The organism is Variovorax sp. KBW07, from assembly GCF_003852515.1.
In the GTDB taxonomy this organism is placed as follows: Bacteria; Pseudomonadota; Gammaproteobacteria; order Burkholderiales; family Burkholderiaceae_C; genus Variovorax.
This window is the reverse complement of record NZ_QAJK01000164.1, coordinates 39,339-58,812: the sequence shown is the minus strand read 5'-3', so window position 1 is coordinate 58,812 and position 19,474 is coordinate 39,339. Positions and strand designations below refer to the sequence as shown.

18 protein-coding genes are annotated in these 19,474 nt (G+C 68.9%); 4 read left to right on the top strand and 14 right to left on the bottom strand.

Annotated features, from left to right (window positions below; all coding sequences use genetic code 11):
* Nucleotides 1-54 precede the first annotated feature (54 nt).
* From DBV14_RS29110 to DBV14_RS29095, 4 genes are all read right to left on the bottom strand, one after another.
* Complete coding sequence (locus tag DBV14_RS29110) at nt 55-1,035, bottom strand: phosphate acetyltransferase (RefSeq protein WP_124464724.1); 981 nt, start codon at nt 1,033-1,035, stop codon at nt 55-57.
* Between the two features lie 19 nt (nt 1,036-1,054).
* Complete coding sequence (locus tag DBV14_RS29105; RefSeq protein ID WP_124464722.1) at nt 1,055-1,465, bottom strand: PaaI family thioesterase; 411 nt, start codon at nt 1,463-1,465, stop codon at nt 1,055-1,057.
* A gap of 148 nt (nt 1,466-1,613) precedes the next feature.
* Nucleotides 1,614-2,318 carry an MOSC domain-containing protein gene (locus DBV14_RS29100; protein ID WP_124464720.1) on the bottom strand — a complete coding sequence of 235 codons (705 nt, stop codon included), beginning with the start codon at nt 2,316-2,318 and terminating at the stop codon, nt 1,614-1,616.
* Nucleotides 2,315-3,016 carry a glutamine amidotransferase gene (locus DBV14_RS29095; RefSeq protein WP_124464718.1) on the bottom strand — a complete coding sequence of 234 codons (702 nt, stop codon included), beginning with the start codon at nt 3,014-3,016 and terminating at the stop codon, nt 2,315-2,317. Before DBV14_RS29095 ends, DBV14_RS29100 begins: the two co-directional genes overlap by 4 nt.
* A 219-nt stretch (nt 3,017-3,235) precedes the next feature.
* Here DBV14_RS29095 and DBV14_RS29090 point away from each other — a divergent pair, with 219 nt between their 5' ends.
* A complete protein-coding gene (locus tag DBV14_RS29090; protein ID WP_124464716.1) occupies nt 3,236-4,402 on the top strand; it encodes a hypothetical protein in 1,167 nt (388 codons plus the stop codon).
* Here the strand turns inward: DBV14_RS29090 and DBV14_RS29085 are convergent.
* Together DBV14_RS29085 and DBV14_RS29080 are read right to left on the bottom strand one after the other, a co-directional pair.
* On the bottom strand, nt 4,395-5,900 hold the full coding sequence (locus DBV14_RS29085; protein ID WP_124464714.1) for an amidohydrolase family protein: 1,506 nt from the start codon (nt 5,898-5,900) through the stop codon (nt 4,395-4,397). The genes DBV14_RS29090 and DBV14_RS29085 overlap by 8 nt on opposite strands.
* A gap of 4 nt (nt 5,901-5,904) precedes the next feature.
* The gene (locus DBV14_RS29080; RefSeq protein ID WP_124464712.1) at nt 5,905-7,236 is read right to left on the bottom strand and encodes an MFS transporter; all 1,332 of its coding nucleotides are present in this window, start codon (nt 7,234-7,236) and stop codon (nt 5,905-5,907) included.
* Between the two features lie 24 nt (nt 7,237-7,260).
* Between DBV14_RS29080 and DBV14_RS29075 the strand changes: the two genes are divergently transcribed.
* The 3 genes from DBV14_RS29075 (at nt 7,261) to DBV14_RS29065 (ending at nt 10,122) form a co-directional block, all read left to right on the top strand.
* Nucleotides 7,261-8,229 carry a helix-turn-helix transcriptional regulator gene (locus DBV14_RS29075; protein ID WP_369008195.1) on the top strand — a complete coding sequence of 323 codons (969 nt, stop codon included), beginning with the start codon at nt 7,261-7,263 and terminating at the stop codon, nt 8,227-8,229.
* Between the two features lie 130 nt (nt 8,230-8,359).
* Nucleotides 8,360-9,142 carry an aspartate/glutamate racemase family protein gene (locus DBV14_RS29070; protein WP_124464708.1) on the top strand — a complete coding sequence of 261 codons (783 nt, stop codon included), beginning with the start codon at nt 8,360-8,362 and terminating at the stop codon, nt 9,140-9,142.
* Nucleotides 9,139-10,122, top strand: coding sequence for an asparaginase (locus DBV14_RS29065; protein WP_124464706.1), 984 nt, complete (start codon nt 9,139-9,141; stop codon nt 10,120-10,122). Before DBV14_RS29070 ends, DBV14_RS29065 begins: the two co-directional genes overlap by 4 nt.
* A gap of 50 nt (nt 10,123-10,172) precedes the next feature.
* Here the strand turns inward: DBV14_RS29065 and DBV14_RS29060 are convergent, their stop codons facing one another.
* The 8 genes from DBV14_RS29060 to DBV14_RS29025 all read right to left on the bottom strand — a co-directional run bounded on the left by DBV14_RS29060 (nt 10,173) and on the right by DBV14_RS29025 (nt 19,408).
* Nucleotides 10,173-11,165, bottom strand: coding sequence for a tripartite tricarboxylate transporter substrate binding protein (locus tag DBV14_RS29060; RefSeq protein WP_124464704.1), 993 nt, complete (start codon nt 11,163-11,165; stop codon nt 10,173-10,175).
* A gap of 75 nt (nt 11,166-11,240) precedes the next feature.
* Nucleotides 11,241-12,461 carry an acyl-CoA dehydrogenase family protein gene (locus tag DBV14_RS29055; RefSeq protein ID WP_124464703.1) on the bottom strand — a complete coding sequence of 407 codons (1,221 nt, stop codon included), beginning with the start codon at nt 12,459-12,461 and terminating at the stop codon, nt 11,241-11,243.
* A gap of 9 nt (nt 12,462-12,470) precedes the next feature.
* Entirely contained in the window at nt 12,471-14,045 is a 1,575-nt protein-coding gene (locus DBV14_RS29050) for an AMP-binding protein (RefSeq protein WP_124464702.1), read from the bottom strand.
* A gap of 186 nt (nt 14,046-14,231) precedes the next feature.
* The gene (locus DBV14_RS29045; RefSeq protein WP_124464701.1) at nt 14,232-15,215 is read right to left on the bottom strand and encodes a LysR family transcriptional regulator; all 984 of its coding nucleotides are present in this window, start codon (nt 15,213-15,215) and stop codon (nt 14,232-14,234) included.
* Between the two features lie 45 nt (nt 15,216-15,260).
* On the bottom strand, nt 15,261-16,451 hold the full coding sequence (locus tag DBV14_RS29040; RefSeq protein ID WP_124464731.1) for a cytochrome c: 1,191 nt from the start codon (nt 16,449-16,451) through the stop codon (nt 15,261-15,263).
* Between the two features lies 1 nt (nt 16,452).
* On the bottom strand, nt 16,453-17,298 hold the full coding sequence (locus DBV14_RS29035) for an ABC transporter ATP-binding protein (RefSeq protein ID WP_260397268.1): 846 nt from the start codon (nt 17,296-17,298) through the stop codon (nt 16,453-16,455).
* The gene (locus DBV14_RS29030) at nt 17,292-18,395 is read right to left on the bottom strand and encodes an ABC transporter permease (protein ID WP_124464699.1); all 1,104 of its coding nucleotides are present in this window, start codon (nt 18,393-18,395) and stop codon (nt 17,292-17,294) included. The genes DBV14_RS29035 and DBV14_RS29030 overlap by 7 nt, the downstream gene beginning before the upstream one ends.
* Nucleotides 18,392-19,408, bottom strand: coding sequence for an ABC transporter substrate-binding protein (locus tag DBV14_RS29025; RefSeq protein ID WP_124464697.1), 1,017 nt, complete (start codon nt 19,406-19,408; stop codon nt 18,392-18,394). The genes DBV14_RS29030 and DBV14_RS29025 overlap by 4 nt, the downstream gene beginning before the upstream one ends.
* Nucleotides 19,409-19,474 lie beyond the last annotated feature (66 nt).

The following is a 19,474-nucleotide window of genomic DNA, read 5'->3' as shown; positions in this document are numbered from 1 at the left end:
GCGTCGCCCTGAATGAACGAGTGAACGAACGAATGAACAGCGCAGCAACAGAGCTCAGCCCACAGCCTTGATAAGCCGCTCGCGCCCCGCCTTGGCAAGCATCGAGGCAACCGCGCACGACGCAAGGCGCGCCGGCTCCGAGTCCGCACGGCTCGTCAGGATCACCGGCACTTTCGTACCGAGGACGATTCCCGCGGCATAGGCGCCGGCCAGGAATGTCAGGCTCTTCGCCAGCATGTTGCCGGCGTCCAGGTCCGGCACGATCAGCACGTTGGCGCGGCCCGCCACGGGAGAGGTGATGCCCTTGATGCGGGCCGCCTCGGCGTCGATCGCGTTGTCCATTGCCAGCGGGCCGTCGAGCTGCGCACCGGTGATCTGGCCACGGTCGGCCATCTTGCACAGCACTGCTGCGTCCAGCGTCGAGGGCACTTTGGGGTTCACGGTTTCCGTGGCCGAGAGGATGGCCACGCGCACCGCCGGCATGCGCAACGCATGGGCCAGGTCGATCGCGTTCTGCACGATGTCGACCTTTTCCTCCAGCGTCGGCGCGATGTTGATGGCTGCGTCGGAAATGATCAGCGGCTGGGCATGGCCGGGCACGTCCATCACGAAGCAATGGCTGATGCGGCGCGACGTTCGCAGGCCGCCTTCGCGGCGCACCACGGCGCCCATCAGCTCGTCGGTGTGCAGGCTGCCTTTCATCAGGGCATCGACTTCGCCGCGCAGTGCCATGGCCACTGCCAGGTCGGCCGCGGCATGGCTGTGCGGCGCATCGACGATCACCAGGTCGGACAGTTTTGCGCCGATGGCCTGCGCGGCCGCCTCGATGCGTGTACGCGGACCGATCAGGATGGGCGCGATCAGGCCCAGCCGCGCCGAGGCGAGGGCGGCTTCGAGCGACACCTCGTTGGTCGGGTGGACCACCGCCACGCGCAGGGCGGGCAGGTCGCGCGCCGCGGCGATCAGGCGGTCGTAGTGCGGGTGGGTGGCGGGTGAAGAAGACGGCGAAGAAGAGGAGGAAGAAGAGGATGTCATGCGGGTCCAGGAAACGGGTTCAGCTGCTCGCGTCGAGCACGAGTTGTGTCTGGGTGACGACGGCGCACAACTTGCCGTCCGCGTTGGTGATGGTGGTCTGCCAGACCATGGTCGTGCGGCCACGGTGCAGGGCCACGCTGGTGCCGATTACCGTGGTGCCCTGGCGCGCGCCGGCAATGAACTTGGTGCTCGAATCGGTGGTCGTGGTGCGTTTGCCGTCCGTCAGGTTGACGAGGGTGCCCACGGCGCCGAGCGTGTCGGCAAAGGCCATGTAGGCGCCGCCATGCAAGATGCCGCCTGCCGTGCAGAGATCGGGCCGCACCTGCATTTCAGCGACCACGCGGTCGGGCGCCAGGGCGGTGAGGCGCACGCCCATCAGGCCGGGGAAGATGGTGTCCAGAAGACTCTGGAGGGCTGCGATGTCGGTCATGACTTCTTTTCTCCATTGTTCCGGCGCCACTGACGCGGCGGCAACGGAATGGGCCCCGGGTGTTCGATCCGGAAGAAATTCTATTACCCCGGATTTCGAAGGCGCCCCGTGCCCGGTTCGTTCCCGGGGCATTCTTCTTTCTTTTTTTCTACCGGGGCACGCGCAGCCGTGGCTCCCAGTCTTCCACGCTGCTGGAGGCCACGCGCTTGCGAAAGGTGCCGCGCCAGCGTTCCGCCAACGCGGGCAGTTCGGCGGCGCGGGCCCATTCGGGCGTGAAGCGCTCGTCGCGCACGAACAGCAGCGCGATGAGGCGGGACAAGGGCCATTCAGGGTGCGGCCGTTCGACCAGCGCGGCCGTGGCGCCCGCGCGCACCCAGCCCGTTTCGACGACGCGGTAGTACCAGCCCGTGCGGCCGCGCGCCTGCATCTCGCGCGCCATGCCGGGTTCCCCGAAACGCACGTCGAGCTTCCAGCACGGTTGCCGCCCTTGGGACACCTGCACCAGTGCCTCGCCCAGCCGCACCACGTCACCGATGCACACCACCGATTCGTCCCAGCCGGTGGTGGAGATGTTTTCGCCGAACGCGCCGGCGTGGCCCAGAAGATCGGTACGGCGGCTCCATGACGCCCAGCTTGCGTAGTGCTCGCGGGGGTAGTGGTGCACCGCCTTCTCGACACCGCCGTGTATGCGAAGGTCGGCCTGCGCATCGCCTTCCACGCCGGTGGGCGACAGCCACAGCGCCTGCTCCCTGGGCGACTTGCAGATGCCGCTCGGCGAGCGGCCATCGGGCAGCAAGGCCACCTGGCCCACGAGCAGCGAATCGATGGTGACGGCGCCGGGCAGCTGCGTCATTCGAGCTGGCCGAGCCAGGCCGTGAGCACGGCTGCGGCGGACGCGCGCGTTGCAGTTCCCCGTGCGGCGCTTTGGGCACGCAGCGCGGGGATGTCGACGCCAGCCTGGGCCAGTTCGCAGCTGTGGCCGATCAGCCATGGCTCGATGCGCGCAGGGTCCGCCTCGGGGTGGAACTGCAGGGCCAGCGCGTTGCGGCCATGGCTGAACGCCTGGTGCGGCGTGCCCGCCGTGCGCGCGAGCAACTCGCCGCCGGGCGGAATGTCGAAGGTGTCGCCGTGCCAGTGCAGCACCGGCACGCCGGCCAGCGGCGCAAGGCACGAGGCCTTGCCGGCGTCGCTCAGCTCGACCGGCGCCCAGCCGATTTCCTTGGCCGAAGAAGAAGGGTAGACGCGGGCGCCGAGCGCGCTGGCCATGAGCTGCGCGCCAAGGCACAACCCCAATGTCGGACGCCGCAGGGCGAGCCGCTCGCGCAGGCCGGCGAGTTCATCGTGGAGCAAGGGGTACAGGTGGGTGTCGTATGCGGCGATGGGCCCGCCGAGCACGACCACCAGCTCGGCGCCGCGCCATTCATCGACAGCCAGCGGCGCGATGCCTGCCTGGCGGTAGTCGATCTCGTAGCCGGCATGCACCAGCACCTCGGCGAACAGGCCGAGGTCTTCGAAAGCCAGGTGCTGCAGGGCAATGCATTTCTTCTTCATGGCGTCGGTCTTGGGTAGAGGAAACAAGTGTCTTCGCGCGAGATGCAAAGCCGGGATCAATCCGTCCACGGAAGATACCTTTTCGTCCAGCCGACGCCTCCTTCGGTGGATACCGTTTTGAAGCCGCTCCTGCTACCCTGCGGCGGGGGAACCGCGCGCGCGTCCAAAAAAACATGACGCCTTGAAGGCCAGCGCAACGACGGCACAGGAGACGAGGCAATGAAAAAGCAGTCCGGAGGATGGGTCGCCAGGTGCGCGGCACTGTTGGCGCTGATGGCGTGCTGCACCGCGGCCACCGCGTTCCAGCTGGCGCCGATGGGGTCCGCGTTCGAAGCTCGCCTGACCAACGAGACCAGCAGCAGCCTTGCCAACGTGGCGGGGCAGTTGGGTGTATTGCTGAAGGGGCCGGTCCACGAAGAGATCACGCAACTGGCGTTCGACCGCCCGGCCGACCAGGGCGGGCTTGCCGACGACATGTCTTGCAGCGGCGCCGACAAGCCCTTTGCCAACGCCTTCGTGATCTACGGCGTGCGCTGGAACGACTTGCCGCCTTTTCAGCTCTCGCCCGAGGAAGGCAATTGCACCTGGTTCGGAAAGTCGTGCAGGCTCGACCAGACGATCCGCTTTTCGACGCAGCCCGTGTGCTGGTACTGCCTGTTCAAGGACGCCGAGAAAAAGTCGCAGACCCGACAGATCACCGGCTGCAGGAAGGGCGAGAACACGGTGCACGGCAACGTGATGACGCGCTCGCATTTCGGCGACCTGCAGTTTTTGCATGGCATGGCCAGCGAAGAGAAAACGGCGCCGCAGGCCACGCGCGCAAGCGTGCTGGGCTGGCTGGAATTTGCGTGGAAAGTTTCGTCCAGCGAAGTGAAGCCGGGGCAGTTCCTGCGAGACATCGACATTCCCACGATCAACGAACACTTCGGTTGCACCCAATGGCGCGTGTCGGACCTGTACCTTCTGGGGCGGCAGGACGACAAGAGCGGGCTGCTTCGCAATCTGCGGGACATCGCGTTCGGCTCGGTGCTGCACACGGTGCAAGACTCGTTCGCGGCCGGCCACGCCTCGCGCGAAGCGCGGGCCACCGGCGAGATGTGCGCGGACACCGGCATCGAGCGTCCGCCCCGGGTGCTCGAGTTCCACACCTATGGCGCGCAAGACGGCGCGCTTCACGACGACGGGGACAGCCGCTCCGCAATGACGGGCGGGAGCTCGGCGGACCGTTGGCCGCTGGCGGTGGAAGCCACGCGCAACCTGGTGTCGTACAGGGGAAGCAAGTGGAGCGAAGTCTCGCCCTACATGCAATGCCTGTTCGAGCTGTCGCCGGATGCGAGCCGGTCGTCACCCGGCGAGAAGTTCAGGCGGGTGACCGGAGCTAACTGACGGCCGGTTTCTCGCGGGCCAGCACCTGCCCGGCACGCGCACCAGTCGACGCACCCGCGCGCCAGGTCGGCACGCCGTTGACGATCACCGTCTCAATGCCTTCGGCCGCCTGTTCGGGCTCGGCGTAGGTGGCGGCATCGCGCACGGTGGCGGCGTCGAAGGCGACGATGTCCGCATGCTGCCCCACGGCCAGCGTGCCGCGCCCGTGCAGGCCGAAGTTGCGCGCCGTGAGGCCGGTCATCTTCCAGACGGCGGTCTCCAGCGGAAACAGGCCGACGTCGCGGCTGTAGTGGCCCAGCACGCGCGGGAAGGTGCCCCACAGGCGCGGGTGCGGGCTGGGGCCGGTGGGCAGGCCGTCGGAGCCGATCATGGTGTCGTCGAAAGCCATCACGCGCTGCACGTCGTGCTCGTCCATCAGGAAGGTGATGGCGCTGCCGGGCTGCAGGCGGCGCGCGGCCTCTTCGCGCGGCACGCCCCAGTCGCGCGCGATGTCGTCCAGGTCGCGGCCCGCGCATTCGGGGTGCGGGGTGCTGGAGGCAATCAGCACGCGGCCGTCGAGCATGCCGCGGTCGGTGCGGATCATGGTGGAGCCGGCGTCGTAGGGGTAGCAGTCGAGCGCGACGCACTGGTGGCGCATGGCTTCGCGGATGCGTGGCAGGGTCTGGGCGGTGCGGCCGAAATTGGCCCGGCCCTGCACCTTGTGGTGCGAGATGACGACCGGCACGCCAAGCGCTCGGCCGATGGCGAAGGTTTCTTCGAGCGCCTCCATGACCTGGCCCGATTCGTCGCGCATGTGCGTCGCGAAGCGCGCCCCGTGCGCGGCCAGGTCGCGGCCCACGGCAATGATCTCTTCGGTGGGCGCATGCGCGGCGGGCGGATAGAAGGTGCCTGCCGACAGGCCCAGGGCACCGGCCTCCAGCGCCTCTTGCAGCAGTTCGCGCATGACGGCGATCTCGTCCTTGCCTGCGCCGCGTTGCAGGTCGTCCATGGCCCACACGCGCAGGTTGGTGTGGCCTACGAAGGCGGCGGCATTCACTGCCGGCGGAGCGTCGCGCAGTGCCTGAAGGTAGTCGCCGAAGCGTGCAAAACGCGAACGGTCGGCGTCGTCCATCAGGCCCATGGGCATCGGCAATGCGACGCCCGCGCGCAGCGGCGCGGCGCTCATGCCGCAGTTGCCGGTGACGACCGTGGTCACGCCCTGCGACACCTTGAAGCGCATGTCGGGCTGCAGCAGCAGTGCCTGGTCGTCGTGCGTGTGGGCGTCGATGAAGCCCGGCGCGACGATGCGCCCCGTGGCGTCGATCTCTTGCGCCGCGTGCGCATGCGACAGGTCGCCGATGGCGGCGATGCGGCCGCCCCGCACGCCGACGTCGGCGCGAAAGCGCGGTGCGCGCGTGCCGTCGATCACGGTGCCGCCGCGCAGCAGCAGGTCGAAGGGGAGGGTGGCGCCGGTCTCTGTCGCTTGGATGTCGGTTGCGCTTTTGTCGGTATCGGTCATGGGGTCAGCGTTGTTTCTTGCGACGCACCACGGCCAGCATCAGCAGGCCCGAGAGTACGTAGAGGGTCAGTACGAAATAGATGGCCGGCACCGGGCTGCCGGCGCGGGCGTTGATGAAGCCGATGACCGGCGGGCTCATCGCGCCGCCAAGGATCGCCAGGCTGTTGATGAAAGCGATGCCGGTGGCCGCGACGGGCTTGGAGAGGTACTCGGTCACGACGGTGATGAACAGCGGCGTGGCCGCCGCGAGGCCGACCACCGCAATGCACAACCCCAGCATCGACAGCGCCAGCTGGCTCTGCGCCTGCACGGTGATCCACAGGCCGAAGGCGGCAAGAAAGCTCGAGGCTGCATAGTGCCAGCGCCGCTCGCCGCGCCGGTCGGAGCTGCGGCCGATGAGGATCATTCCGACCACGCCCAGCACCTGCGGCACGGCGGCATAGAGGCCGATCTGCACCAGGTCGGTCACGCCCCAGCCCTTGATGAGCGTGGGCATCCAGAACACCAGCGCGTAGTTGGCCCCGATGAGCAGGAAGTCGACCAGCGCCAGCGCATACACGCGCGGGTCTTTCAGCAGCGCCCGCATGTTGCCGTGGCCGCCCTGGGCCACGCTGGGGTCGGCGGCCAGTTGCTGGCGCAGCAGCGCCTTTTCATCGGCCGAGAGCCAATGGGCTTTCTCGGGGCTGTCCTGCAGCCAGAGCCACGCGACCATGCCCAGCACCGAGGCCGGCAGCCCCTGCACCAAGAACAGCCACTGCCAGCCTGCCCAGCCCTGCATGCCGTCGAAGTGCTTCATGATGAAGCCCGACATCGGCCCGGCGATGACACCCGCGGCAACGGCCGCCGCCATGAAGATCGCCACCACCTGCCCGCGCCGCGCCGGCGGATACCACTGCGTCAGGTAATACACCACGCCCGGCAGGAAGCCGGCCTCGAACACGCCGAGCAGAAAGCGCAGCGTGTAGAACTGCAGGGGCGTTTGCACGAACATCATGCCGGCGGCCACCAGCCCCCAGCAGAACATGATGCGCAGCAGCGTGGCGCGCGCGCCGATGCGCTTGAGCAGCAGGCTGCTGGGCACTTCGAACAGGAAGTAGCCGATGAAGAAGATGCCGGCGCCCAGGCCGTACACCTCGTCGCCGAAGGGCAGCGTCTGCTTCATCTGCAACTGCGCGTAGCCCAGGTTCACGCGGTCGATGTAGGCCACCATGTAGCAGATCATCAGCAGGGGCAGCATGCGCCAGTCGAGGCGGCGGAACAGGCGCCGTGCCGCGTCGGGGTCGGCCGCTTCCGAAAGCGGCAGGGGCAGGGTCTGGAGCGAGGCGGGTGGGTTCATGCGAGGTGGCGGTGGTGAACGGCCGTGAGGAGCCGCGTGCGGCCGTGTCCGGCGGGATGGGTGCGGGAATTGTCAAAGCGGCATGCCCCCTCCGCAATTTCGCGACCGTCGAAATGTGGCGCGAAGCGACGCCAGCATCGCGCCAGGTCGCGCCACCCGGCCCTGCTACGCTCCGGCGCCATGAACGAGTATTTCCCCGGCAACCTCAAGCTGCTGTGCAGCCACTACCGCTCGATCGCCGATGTCTGCCGACGGCTCGAGATCAACCGTGCGCAGTTCAACAAGTACCTGGGCGGGCAGTCGGTACCGACGGCGCACAACCTCAAGCGCATCTGCGACTTCTTCGGTGTCGACGAGCTGGAAATTGCCCAGCCCGCGCAAGCCTTCGCGCAGTTGATCGGCGTGCGCCGGAGCGGCGGCGCCCCGGCGCAGGCGGCACCGCCACCGCTTGCGCACTTCGAGCACCTGCGCGCGCAGTCTTCGGCGTCGCGGCTGGCGCGCCACGTCGGCTACTACTTCGAGTACTACCACTCGATGTCTTCACCGGGCCACATCCTTCGCTCGCTGGTGCACCTGCGCGAAGACGCCGGCTACTTCAGCTACGAGCGCACCGAGCGGCTGCAACTGTCGGATGCGCCGGCCGAGCACGTGCGCTGCCGCTACATCGGCACCGCGTTCGACCTGCAGGGCAAGCTGTTCCTGGTGGACTACGAGTCGCTCACCTCCAACGAGATTTCGCAGACCGTGCTCACGCCCAGCTTCAAGAACCGCGTGACGCGGCTCAACGGGCTCAAGCTCGGCGTGTCTTCGAACGACCAGCGCGCGGCCTGCTGCAGCCGCGTGGTGTGGGACTACCTGGGCACCGAGATCCGACGCGTGAGCTGCTACCGCCAGCTGGGCCTGTTCGCGCCGGACGATCCGGGCATCGGCGCGGACATCCGCGAGCAGCTGCAGGCGGTGAGGCTGGAGCAGGGGCTGTTCCAGCTGCGCTGAAGCAGGCAAGGACAAGCGCGGGCCAGGCCGCGCGCGCATCAGGTCGCGGCAACGGCGTGAGCAAGTCGCGCCGCAAGCGCGCGGGTCGCGAAATTGCCTCGGAGTGGGGCCGGCTTCGAGAATTCCGGCCATGACTCATTCCTGCGCCACGGGCGACGCTGCGGCGGGCCCCACCGACATTTCGCTCGCCGACTACCGGGCCCGCCCGACCATCGGCATCCTCACCGGCTCGGGCCCCGAAGCCGGCATCGACCTGTGGACCAAGCTGCTGCAAGAAAACCGCCGGCGCCTCGGCACGGCCTTTCGCGGCGACATCGATGCGCCCGCCGTCCACGTGGTGTCCGACCCCGAGCTGGGCCTGTCGATGGAACTCGAACGCACCGAGGCCCAGGTGTGGGCCGCGCTCAAGGCCGACGCGCAGGCGCTGGACGGCCGCGCGGCGGTGTACGCCATCGCCTGCAACACGCTCAATCTCTTTGCCGACCGCCTGCATGCGCTGGGGCTGCGCGCGCAGTTGCTGTCTTTCACCGATGTCGTGGGCGACCACCTGGCGCGCAGCGGTGCGCCGCGCGTGTGCCTGCTGGGCGCGCGGCCGGTGGCCGAACTGGGCGAGTGGTCGCCGTACCGCACGCTGCGCGAGCGTTTCGACTTCGAGCCGCTGGGCGACGCGGCCACCGAAGAACTGCACCAGCTCATCTACGACATCAAGTGGCGCGGTGCCGCGCACCCGGGCTTGCGCGAGCGCTTTGCCGCGCTGGTGGCGGGCATCGAATCGCCCTGCGTGCTGCTGGCCTGCACGGAGCTGCCGCTGGTGGCCGACCTGCCGGGCGATGGGCGCCTGGTCGACGTGACCCAGCTCGTGGCCGAGGCCCTGCTCGACCGCACGGGCGTGCGCGCCGCTTCGTCGCCATGAACGCCGCGCCGCACATCGGCGTGCTCTATACCGGCGGCACCATCGGCATGCAGCCGCGCGGGGGAACGCTGGCGCCCTCGGCCGGCATCGTCGGCAGCCTGCAAGCCACGCTGCAGGCCATGCATGGCGAAGAAGGCCCCCGGTGGCGCATCGCCACGCTGGCGCAACCCATCGACAGCGCGGACGCCACCACAGCCACATGGCATGCGATGGCCGACGCGATTTTGGCGCTCGCCGATGCGGGCTGCGACGGCGTGCTGGTGCTGCACGGCACCGACACCATGGCCTACAGCGCCGCGGCGATGGCCTTCCTTCTGCACGGGCTTGCTGTGCCGGTGGTGTTCACGGGCAGCATGCTGCCGGCGGTGGAAACCGGCAGCGACGCCTGGCCGAACGTGCGCGGCGCCGTCGCCGCCTTGCGCGCGCCAGGTGCCGCGGGCGTGCACCTGCATTTCGCGGGGCGCACGCTGAGCGCGGTGCGCTGCAGCAAGCGGCGCAGCGATGGCTTCGACGCTTTTGCAGAGCGCGCCGGGCCCGCCGCCAGCCGCTCTTTGGACAGCGTTGCCGCGCCTTGGAACCCGCGTCATGCCTGGACGCCGCGGCGCGTCGCGTTGCTCACGCTGCACCCGGGCTTTGCGCCTGAACTGCTCGACGCGCTGCGGCTGGCGGGCGTTGCCGGCTGCGTGCTGTCTTGCTACGGCAGCGGCACCGCGCCCACCGGCGATGCCGCCTTCGTGGCCGCGCTGGGCCGTGCGCACGCGGCCGGCATGGTGCTGCTCGCAGTCAGCCAGTGCCCGGAAGGCCAGGCAAGGCTCGGCACCTACGAGGCCGGCCAGCGGCTGCGCGATGCCGGCGTGATCGACGGGGGCGGCATGACGGCCGAGGCGGCGCTGGGCAAGCTCCATGCGCTGCTGGCAGCGGGGCTGCCGGCACGGGAGTGCGCGCACTGGTTGCAACGGAACCTCTGCGGCGAACTGTAGAATCCGCCTGCGTTGCACCGGGAACGGCCACTGCGTGGCCGGAGCCAGCCTTACATCGGCGCCAGCTGCGCCTTCTTCATCATCGTTTCGGTCAGCGCGATCTCCTGCACGAAGCCCCTGGCGTATTCCGCCGGGCTCGACGGGCTGACACTGCCGCCCGAGGCTTCGATCACCGCGCGCACCGCGGGCTTCTTCATGGCCTGCTCGAACGCCGCCTGGATCTTCGCGACGATGGCATCGGGCGTGCGTGCCGGCACCGAGACGCCTCCCCACGAAGTGAGCGACACGCCCGGCACGCCGGCCTCGGCCAGTGTCGGCAGTTCGGGCAGGGCCACATTGCGCTGGTTGCCGGCCACGGCCAGTGCCTTCAGCCTGCCGGCCTGCACGTGTGGAAAGGCCACGCTGAAGATCGGCATGGCAAAGCCCACCTGCTTGCCGAGCACCGCATTCACCATTTCCGTCGCGCCCTTGTAGGGCACGTGCGTCGCCTGCACGCCGGCCGCGCTGAGGAACAGCTCGACCCCCAGGTGCGATGGCGTTCCCACGCCGCCCGAGGCGTAGTCCAGCTTGCCGGGGTTGGCGCGTGCGCGCGCCAACAGCTCGCGCACGGTGTCGATGCCCGAAGAGGGATGAACGATCAGCAGAATGTCCGACGTCGTGAGCCGCGTGATGTGGTGGAAGTCTTTCACCGCGTCGTAGCCCGGGTTGGCGTACATGCGCATGTTGGCCGCCATCGGCGAGGCCGAGTAGATCCAGGTGTAGCCATCGGCGGGCGCATGCGCGACCAGCCGGGCGCCGATGTTGCCGGCGGCGCCGGCGCGGTTCTCGATCACCACGGGCTGGCCGAGCAGCGGGCTCACGGCCTCCGCCAGCGTGCGCGCCGTGATGTCGGGACCGGTGCCCGCAAGGTAGGGCAGCACCCATTTGATGGGGCGGCTGGGCCAGTCGCTGTCGGCGGCCAGCGCGGGCCATGCGGCGGGCCACAGCGAGGCGGCCAGCGCCTGGCACAGCCGGCGCCGCGAGGCGGTGAAGTCGGGGTTCATGGTTCTTGTCTCGGGTCTTGTTGTAGATGAATGTGTGTGGGCGTCAGGGCGTCAGGGCGTCAGGGCGTCAGGACATCAAGGCGCCGGATCCCCCAGCAGTTCGCGCGCGATGGTGTTGCGCTGGATCTCGCTGGTGCCGGTGAGCACGCGGTACATGCGCAGCATGCGGAACAAAAACTCCACGCGGCGGCCCTGCACGATGCCTTCGCCGCCATGGATCTGCACTGCCGAATCGGCGATGCGAAAAGCCGACTCGGAGCAGAACAGCTTGGCCATCGAGGCCTCGGCGCGCGCCTCGCCGCCGGCATCGATCTGGCGCGCGGTGGCAATCATCAGGCCGCGCGCGGCGGCCAGTTCGGTCGCCATGTTGGCCAGCATGTGCTGGATGGCCTGGAACTGCGCGATGGCGCGGCCGAACTGGCGGCGACCCTTGGCGTAGTCGATGGCATCGTTCAGCGCCACGCGCGCCAGGCCCACCATGGCCGGGCAGTGCAGCAGCCGGTTCACCGTGATGCGCCCGAGCGCCAGCGCCAGGCCGCGCCCCGGCTCGCCGATCATGTTGCGCGCGGGAACGCGGCAGCCTTCGAGCACGATGTCGCCCGTGTGCGACTGGCCCGCCATGGTCTTGTAGCCCGATTCCACCCGCGCACCGGGCTGGTTCAGGTCGACGAAGAAGGCCGAGATTTCGCGCTGGGCGGGGTCTTCGGCGGTCGAGGCCATGACGAGCGCGAAGTCCGCGAACGGCGAGCCCGAAATGAAGCGCTTGCGCCCGGTGAGCACGTAGTCATCGCCTTGGCGCTCGGCGCGCGTTTGCACAGCGCCGGCGTCGGAGCCGGCCTCGGCCTCGGTCAATGCAAAGCAGATTGCCTTGTCGGCGTTCGCCACGGGCACGATGAACTGTTCGAGCTGCCACGGCGTGGCCTGCCGCGCCAGCGCGCCCACCCGGGGCGGGCCGCTCAGTTCGCCGAACACGTGCGGCGCGAGCGGCGAGCCGCTGGCGTAGATGGCTTCCTTGATCAGCACATGGTCGAGCACGGACAGGCCCAGCCCGCCCATCGCCTTGGGCAGCGTGATGCCGTAGAAGCCGAGTTCGTTCGAGCGCCGCCAGATGCGCCGCAAGGTTTCGCGGTCGGGGCTGCGCTCGTGGCCGATGCCGTGCTCGGCAACGATGGCGGCCAGCTCGCCGTGAATGAAATGCTGGATGCGCCCGATCAGTTCCCCGGCCTGCGCCGAGCCTTCGAAGTGCGCGCCGGTGCTGTGGGTGTTCTTGGTGCCATGGGCAACTGCGTCGTTCATGCGTGTTCCTCAGTTGACGCGCCGTGCGCGGTCGGCCCAGTAGGGCGCCTGGATGGTCTTGCGGGCGACCTTGCCGTTGGCGTTCTTGGGCAGCGCGCTCACGAACTCGATCCTTCGCGGCAGCTTGAATCCGCCGAGCCGGCTGGCGCAGAAGGCGTCGATTGCCGCGCTGTCGATGGCCTCGCCGGGCTTGAGCACGATGTGCGCGGCCACGGCCTCGCCCCACTTGTCGTCGGGCACCGCGAACACGCAGGCGTCGGCCACGGCGGCATGCTGGTAGAGCACCGCTTCCACCTCCGACGGATAGACGTTGAAGCCGCCGGTGATCACCATGTCTTTCTTGCGGTCGACGATGTAGATGAAGCCGTCGTCGTCGGCGCGTGCGAGGTCGCCCGTGTGGTAGCTGCCGTTCTTCAGCACCTCGGCCGTGAGGTCTGGCGCGCGCCAGTAGCCCGCGAAGACGTCGGGGCCGCTGACCACGATCTCGCCGATCTCGCCCACGGCAACGGGTTGCCCTTCGTCGTCGACGATCTCCACGCGCGACTCCAGGAAGGGGCGACCGCAAGACGCCAGCCGCTCGGGCCGGGCGGCACGCGCGTGCAGGTGGTCTTCCACCGTGAGCCCGCAGACGCCGGAGGTGGTTTCGCCGGCGCCGTAGCCCTGCGAGAGCACCGGCCCGAAGACATCCATCGCCTGCAGGATGCGCGCGGGCGCCATCGGGGCCGCGCCGTAGCCGAGCCGCCTCAGGTCGGGCAGGGGCAGGTACTGGCCCTGGAGTTGCGCGAGCAGCATGTTGATCATGGTCGGCACCATGAAGGTGTGGGCCACGCGGTCGGCACGCATCTCGGCCAGAAAGCGGTCGGGCTCGAAGCGGTCGAACAGGCGGATGGTGGCGCCGCTGCACAGCGCCGGCACCAGCTGCATGCCCGAGGCGTGCGTGATGGGGCCGACAAGGCCCAGCAGTTCGCCGGGCCGCATGCCGTCGGAGCGCATGAGGAACTTGCGCAACTGCGCCAGCCGGTTGCCGAAGGTCTGCATCGCCGCCTTCAGCACGCCGCTCGATCCCGAGGTGTAGTGCAGCACGGCCAGCTCGTCAGACTGCACGCGGGCCGCTTCGAGCGTGTCGCTGGCGGCGGCCAGCGCGGCTTCGTAGCTGTGCGCGCCGCCTTCTGGCTGGTCGACCAGCAGCAGCCGGGGCGGCGCCGTCTGCAGCAGCGGCAGGAAGGCTTCGGCGCGGTCCGCCGTCGTCACGATCAGCTCGGCCTCGCTGTTGGCGATCACGCCCGCCACCTCGACCGGCGACAGCCGCGCGTTGATGGGCGCCTTGACCAGCGCCGCCTTGTAGCAGGCGAGTTCGAGCTCGACCACCTCGATGCAGTTCGGCAGGCAGACGCCCACCCGCGCGCCGCGCGCCAGCCCGTGGGCGGACAGCAAGGCATTCGCGAGACGGTTGGAGCGGCGCTCGAGCTCTTCGTAGGTGATCGAACGCGTCGGGCTCTTGATGGCGATCTGCCGTGCGTAGGCGCGGGATGCGCGAGAGACGAGGGCGCCGACGTTGGCGACCTCGAAGGATGGGGAATTCAAAAGGCTATCTCCTGTGCGCCACTTACACGTGCGAATGTGCGAATGTGCGAGTGGACTGGCGCCACTATCGCGGCGCGAGGGCCGAAGGAGGAAATACCGTTTGCTGATGCGCAGCCATCACAATTTCTGATGGCCTGCTGCAATAGCGGTGCTGCCGGTGATGCCCGTGCCGGTGGGCGCGATGTTTCAGGACAGCTCGGCGTCCCAGAGGCCTTCGCTGACCATGCGGCCGATTTCTTCGCGCAGCACGTCGATCACCGCCTGCACCACCGGGTCGGGCGGGCGATTTCCGAGCGTGGCCAGCGTGTAGCTGCGAAGCAGCTGCGGCTGCGTCACGCGCGCGCAGATCCAGCGTTCGTCCGCCAGCGCCGAATCGTCGAGCGCACAGGCCGGCGTGAAGGTAAAGCCCGCGCCCGCCTGGTAGAGCGAGCGGATCACGCGGGCCGAGTCGTGCTCGTAGGCCACGTTCAGTTCCACGCCCAGGTCCGATGCGGCCTGCTCGACCGCCTGCCGGATGCTGAAGCGCCGCGATTGCAGCACCAGCGGCAATTGCGCCGCGCGCGCGAAGGTTATTTCGTCGCGGCCGCGGCGCTGTCCGGCCTTGGGCGCAGCGCGCCGTCGCTTCTTCTTCAGCAAAGGCGCCGCGATGCCGTTCACGTCGAAGCCGCAAAGAAAGATCGACTCGCGCACCAGCGGTTCGCACACCAGGCCTTCGAGCGAAGGCGTGTCGACCATGATGCCCACGTCGGCCCGGCGGTCGAGCATGGTCTTCTTCACCATCAGGCTCAGGTCGTCCAGCACGAAGACGCGCACGAAGGGGTGGCGCTGCTTGAGTTGCTTCAGCACCGAGCCGAGCAGCAGCGACGAAAGCAGCGAAGGAATGGCCAGGGTGACCGAGCCTTCCAGCCCCTGGGCGGGGCGCTGGAAGCGCTCGCGCAGCGCCGCGGCATCGGACAGCAGCCGCCGGGCATCCTGGTAGAGCTGCATGCCGGCCGGCGTCGGCGTGACGCCGGCGTGCGAGCGCTCGAACAGCTGGGCGCCGAGTTCGTTCTCGAGTTTCTTGATCTGCGCCGTGAGCGCCGGCTGGGCCACGTAGAGCAGGGTGGCGGCCCGCGAGAGGCTGCCGGCCTCGAGCACGGTGATGAAGTAGCGAAGTGCGCGAAGGTCCACAGGCCGAACTATGTCATAGCGGCAGCCACGGAAAAACCCGGGGCGTCAGTGAACGAAGCCGCCCTTCACGAAACGCACGGGCTCGGCGTCCATGCGGGCGATGAGCGCGCCCAGCCCGTCTTGCTGCGGCAGCGGCTGTTGGACGGAACGGGGCGGCTGGTCGGTGCGGCACAACAGGTCGTCGTCGTTCCATGCGTCCTTGCCCGGCTCGCCGCGTGCCCGCAGCCAGCCGTTGCGGTCGACGAGGAATTGCGTGCCCGCCAGTTGCGTGGTGGCGGCCACGAGCGAGAAGGCGGCCCATGCGTTGGGCGAGTCGGCCACGCAGTTGGCGCTTGTTGGCGCGCTGGTCGCAGTCGCAGTGGGTGAAGGTCTCAGAAGCACCGTCACCAGCCGCGGGTCTTCCAGCGGCGGGGCCGTGTCGGCTGCGGCGCCTTCAGCCACGATGCGCACGCGCTGTCCGCGCCAGCTGCTGAGCATGCGCACGGGCCTGCCTTCGCAGCGCACCGCGATGTCGGGCGGGCCGATGGGTTGTGCCCACAGGCCCGCCGCGCGCAGGCTCTCGCCGGCGCCCTGGGCCTTCATGAAATCGATGAGCGCCCAGGCATCGTCGTCGGACAGCAGCTTGCCGAAGCCCGGCATCGTGGCCGCGCCGTGCCGGTCGCGGGTGCCGTTCATCACGTGCCAGAGCAGGTCGCCATCGGCGCGCCGCCAGAGCAGCGGCCCGCTGAGGTTGGGCGGCCATACCGGTTGCGTGGCCGCGAGCGGGCCTTGTCCGCGCCCATCGGTGCCGTGGCAGGCCAGGCAATGCGTCGCGTACAACGCCCGGCCCTGCGCGATGGCGTCGGCGGTGAAGCCGACGGGGCGTTGCTGAAAGCTCGTGGGGTAGGCGGGCACCAGCACCACGTTGGCTTCGGGCCAGGGGGCGAGCACGACCAGCAGCGTGGCGAGCGCGATTCCCCAAATGCGCCAGGTACGCCGGCGGCGCCAGAGCAACGCGACCACGAACACCACCAGCGCGGCCGTGATGACGACCAGGGTCAGGCCCAGCCGGCGCGCCTGGCCCAGGTCGATCAGCAGGTTTTCGCCTGAGAGCTTGCGTGCCCACGGCCAGGCCGGCTGGCCGTGCGCCTGTTGCACAAGGCCGAGCGCGTCCAGCACGCGCAGCAGCTGCAGTTGGGCACCCTGGAGCAGGCCGATCAGCAGGTTGAGCCAATCGGCCTCGGGCGTGCTGTTCATGTCACCAGGTGGCGTCCAGCCCCAGGTGTCGCAATGCTTCATGGCGAAGCTCCGCGAGCCGTGCGTGTCCGCGGTGCCGCGGGTACGGCAGGTCGACCACGATCTCCGCCGCGATGCGTGCCGGCCGGTCGCTCAGCACGATCACGCGGTTGGCTAGGAACAGCGCCTCTTCCACGTCGTGCGTGACCAGCAGCGCCGAGAAGCCCGCGCGCTGCCACAGGTTGACCAGCTCGCTCTGCATCGCGATGCGCGTGAGCGAATCGAGCTTGCCGAGCGGTTCGTCGAGCACCAGCAACTGCGGGTCGTTGACCAGCGCGCGCGCCAATGCCACGCGCTGCGCCATGCCGCCCGAGAGCTGGTGCGGAAAGGCCTTCGCGAAGTCGCTCAGGCCCACCAGCTTGAGCGCCTCGTCGACACGGCCGCGCTGCGCCTTGAGCATGCCGCGCGCCTGCAGGCCCAGCGCCACGTTGTCCCACACGCTGCGCCAGGGGTAGAGCGTCGGGTCCTGGAACACGACGATGCGCGATGGGTCGGGCCGCGTGATCGGCACATCGTCTTGAGTGATGCGGCCGGCCGTGGCGGGTTCGAGCCCGGCCACCAGCCGCAGCAGTGTCGACTTGCCGCAGCCGCTCGGGCCCAGCAACGCGACGAACTCACCGGGCTTCACCGTGAGGTCGATGTCGTCGAGCACCTGCAGCGGACCTGCCGGCACGTCGAACCAGTGGCTCACGCCGCGGATGTCGATGTGCGCGCCGGTGGCCCGCGAAGTGGCAGACGGCGATGGCGATGGCGATGGCGATGGCGATGGCGATGGCGATGGCGCGGGGGAGAGCACGGTGTCTACCATTTGACGGTTCCCTTCTGCCACGACAGCACGCGGTCGCGCACCTTGAAAAGCAGCGTGATCAGCCCGGAGCACAGCACCGCCATGACGAACAGCGCCGCATACATGTTTGCGTACGAGGCCCAGCCCTGCGCCCACTGCAGGTACCAGCCGAGCCCGGCCTTCACGCCCATCATCTCGGCCGTGATCAGCACCGAGAACGAGGCTCCGAGGCCCATGAACAGGCCCACGAACACCTGCGGCAGCGCAGCGGGAATCGCCACGCGCAGCACCAGGAAGCGCTCCGAAGCCCCGAGCGTGCGCGCCACGTCGTAGTAGCTCTTGTTGACCGATGCCACGCCCGACCAGGTGAGCACCGCCACCGGGAAGAAGGTGGCCAGGGCCACCAGGAACACGGCCGCAACGTAGCTGGAGGGCGCGAAGAAGAAGGCCAGCGGCAGCAGCGCCGAGGCCGGCACCGGCCCCAGGAAGCGCAGCAGCGGATGCACCCAGTAGCCCGCGATGCGCGACCAGCCGATGGACACGCCCGTGACAAAGCCGACCAGCGCGCCGATCACGAAGCCGTTGGCCAGCAAGCGCAGCGAGTACGCGGTCGACAAGCCCAGCCGGCGCCAGTCTTCATACGCCACGTCGATCAGGCTCTGCGGCGGCGCGAAGAAGGGGGAGGGCAGCACCGCGAGCTTGGCGGTGCCAATTTCCCACAGCGCGAGTACCACGGCACCGGCCACCAGCCATTGGCCCGCCGGACGCAGCGCGCCGCCGATGCGGCCGGCGCGCGGGCCCAGCAACACGACGGCCAGCAGCAGCGCCGACACCACCAGCGTGGCAATGCCGAACTCCTGCGTGAAGGCCCAGTCGCTGAAGCCGATCTCCTTGTTGGGCCAGAGCAGCGTGAGAAGGCCCAGCGCTAGCCAGGCCGCCGCGGCAAGAAGGCCGGTGCGCCAGAAGCCCGTGGCGGGTGCTTCGCGCAGAGAGGCCGGGACGGCGCTTGCGCTTGGGCTCGCACTTGCCTGCGGCGTGGGCGCACGGGGCGCGCGTTGCGCGGTGGGTGCGCCCTGGCGGCCCAGCGGCGAATCGAGGAGCTGGTCGGCGGTGGTCATGCGAGCACGTCCAGCGACACGTGGTTGGCGAACTTCACCACGTCGGTGCTCTTCTTCAGGATGCCGGCGTTGCGGAAGTCGCTGGCAAAGGCCTCGACCTCATTGCGCAGGGCCTTGCCGGCCGGGTGGTGCTTGTAGCTGAGCTCGGCCAACAGCTTCTGCAGGTCTTCCACCGCCACCTTGGGGGCGTACTTCGAATAGATCTTCGCGGCCTCGTTCGGGTTTTCCGAAACGTAGTCGGAGGCCTGTGCCAGCGCGCGCACCACCGCCGCCGCGCGGGCCTTGTCGTTGCGCGCAAACTCGCCGCGCGCGCCGACGATGCAGCACAGGCGTTCGGCGTACTCGCCCTTGGCGCTGTTCGCGATCTCCGTGAAGACGCCGGGGTTGCGCTTCTCGATCAAGAACACGTTCGGGTCGCCGTCGGCAATGGCCTGGATCTCGCCTTTCTTCACCGCGATGTCGAGCAGGTCGGCCGGGTACACGCGCCACTCCACTTCCTTCTCGATGTCGATGCCTTTCTTGGCCAGGTGAATCGCATAGAACTGCTTGGCGGGGCTGTTCAGGTCCGACACGCCGATGGTCTTGCCCTTGAGGCTTCCCAGCTCGGCGGTCACGCCGGCCGCCTTGGCGCCGACCAGCCGCAGGCAGCCGCCGTGGATGCTGCCCACCACCTTGACGTCGAAGCCGGCTTCGAGCGGCTTCACCCAGCGGTGGATCAACCCGACGCCCACGTCGGCCTTGCCCGTGGCGAGCGCCTCGAGCATCTGGTCGGAAGAGCCGGCCCAGTTGAGCAGTTCGACGTCGAGCCCGTTCTTCTCGAAGATGCCGCGCTCCAGCGCCACGGGCACGGGTGCCAGGCAGAAGCCGGCCTGGCTCCATGCAAACGTGAGCTTGCGCGGTTGCGACCACGCATTGGCTGCCAGCAAGCTGGCCGAGCCGACCAGCGCGGCTGCGGCGCCGGCCTGCAGCACGCTGCGGCGCGATGCCGGAAATGGGTCGAGGGGAACAGTCATCGGGCTTCTCCGCCGAAAGATAAAGACGGTGAGTGTTGGCGCGCGGTGGGGTGGCTGCCAAAGAAT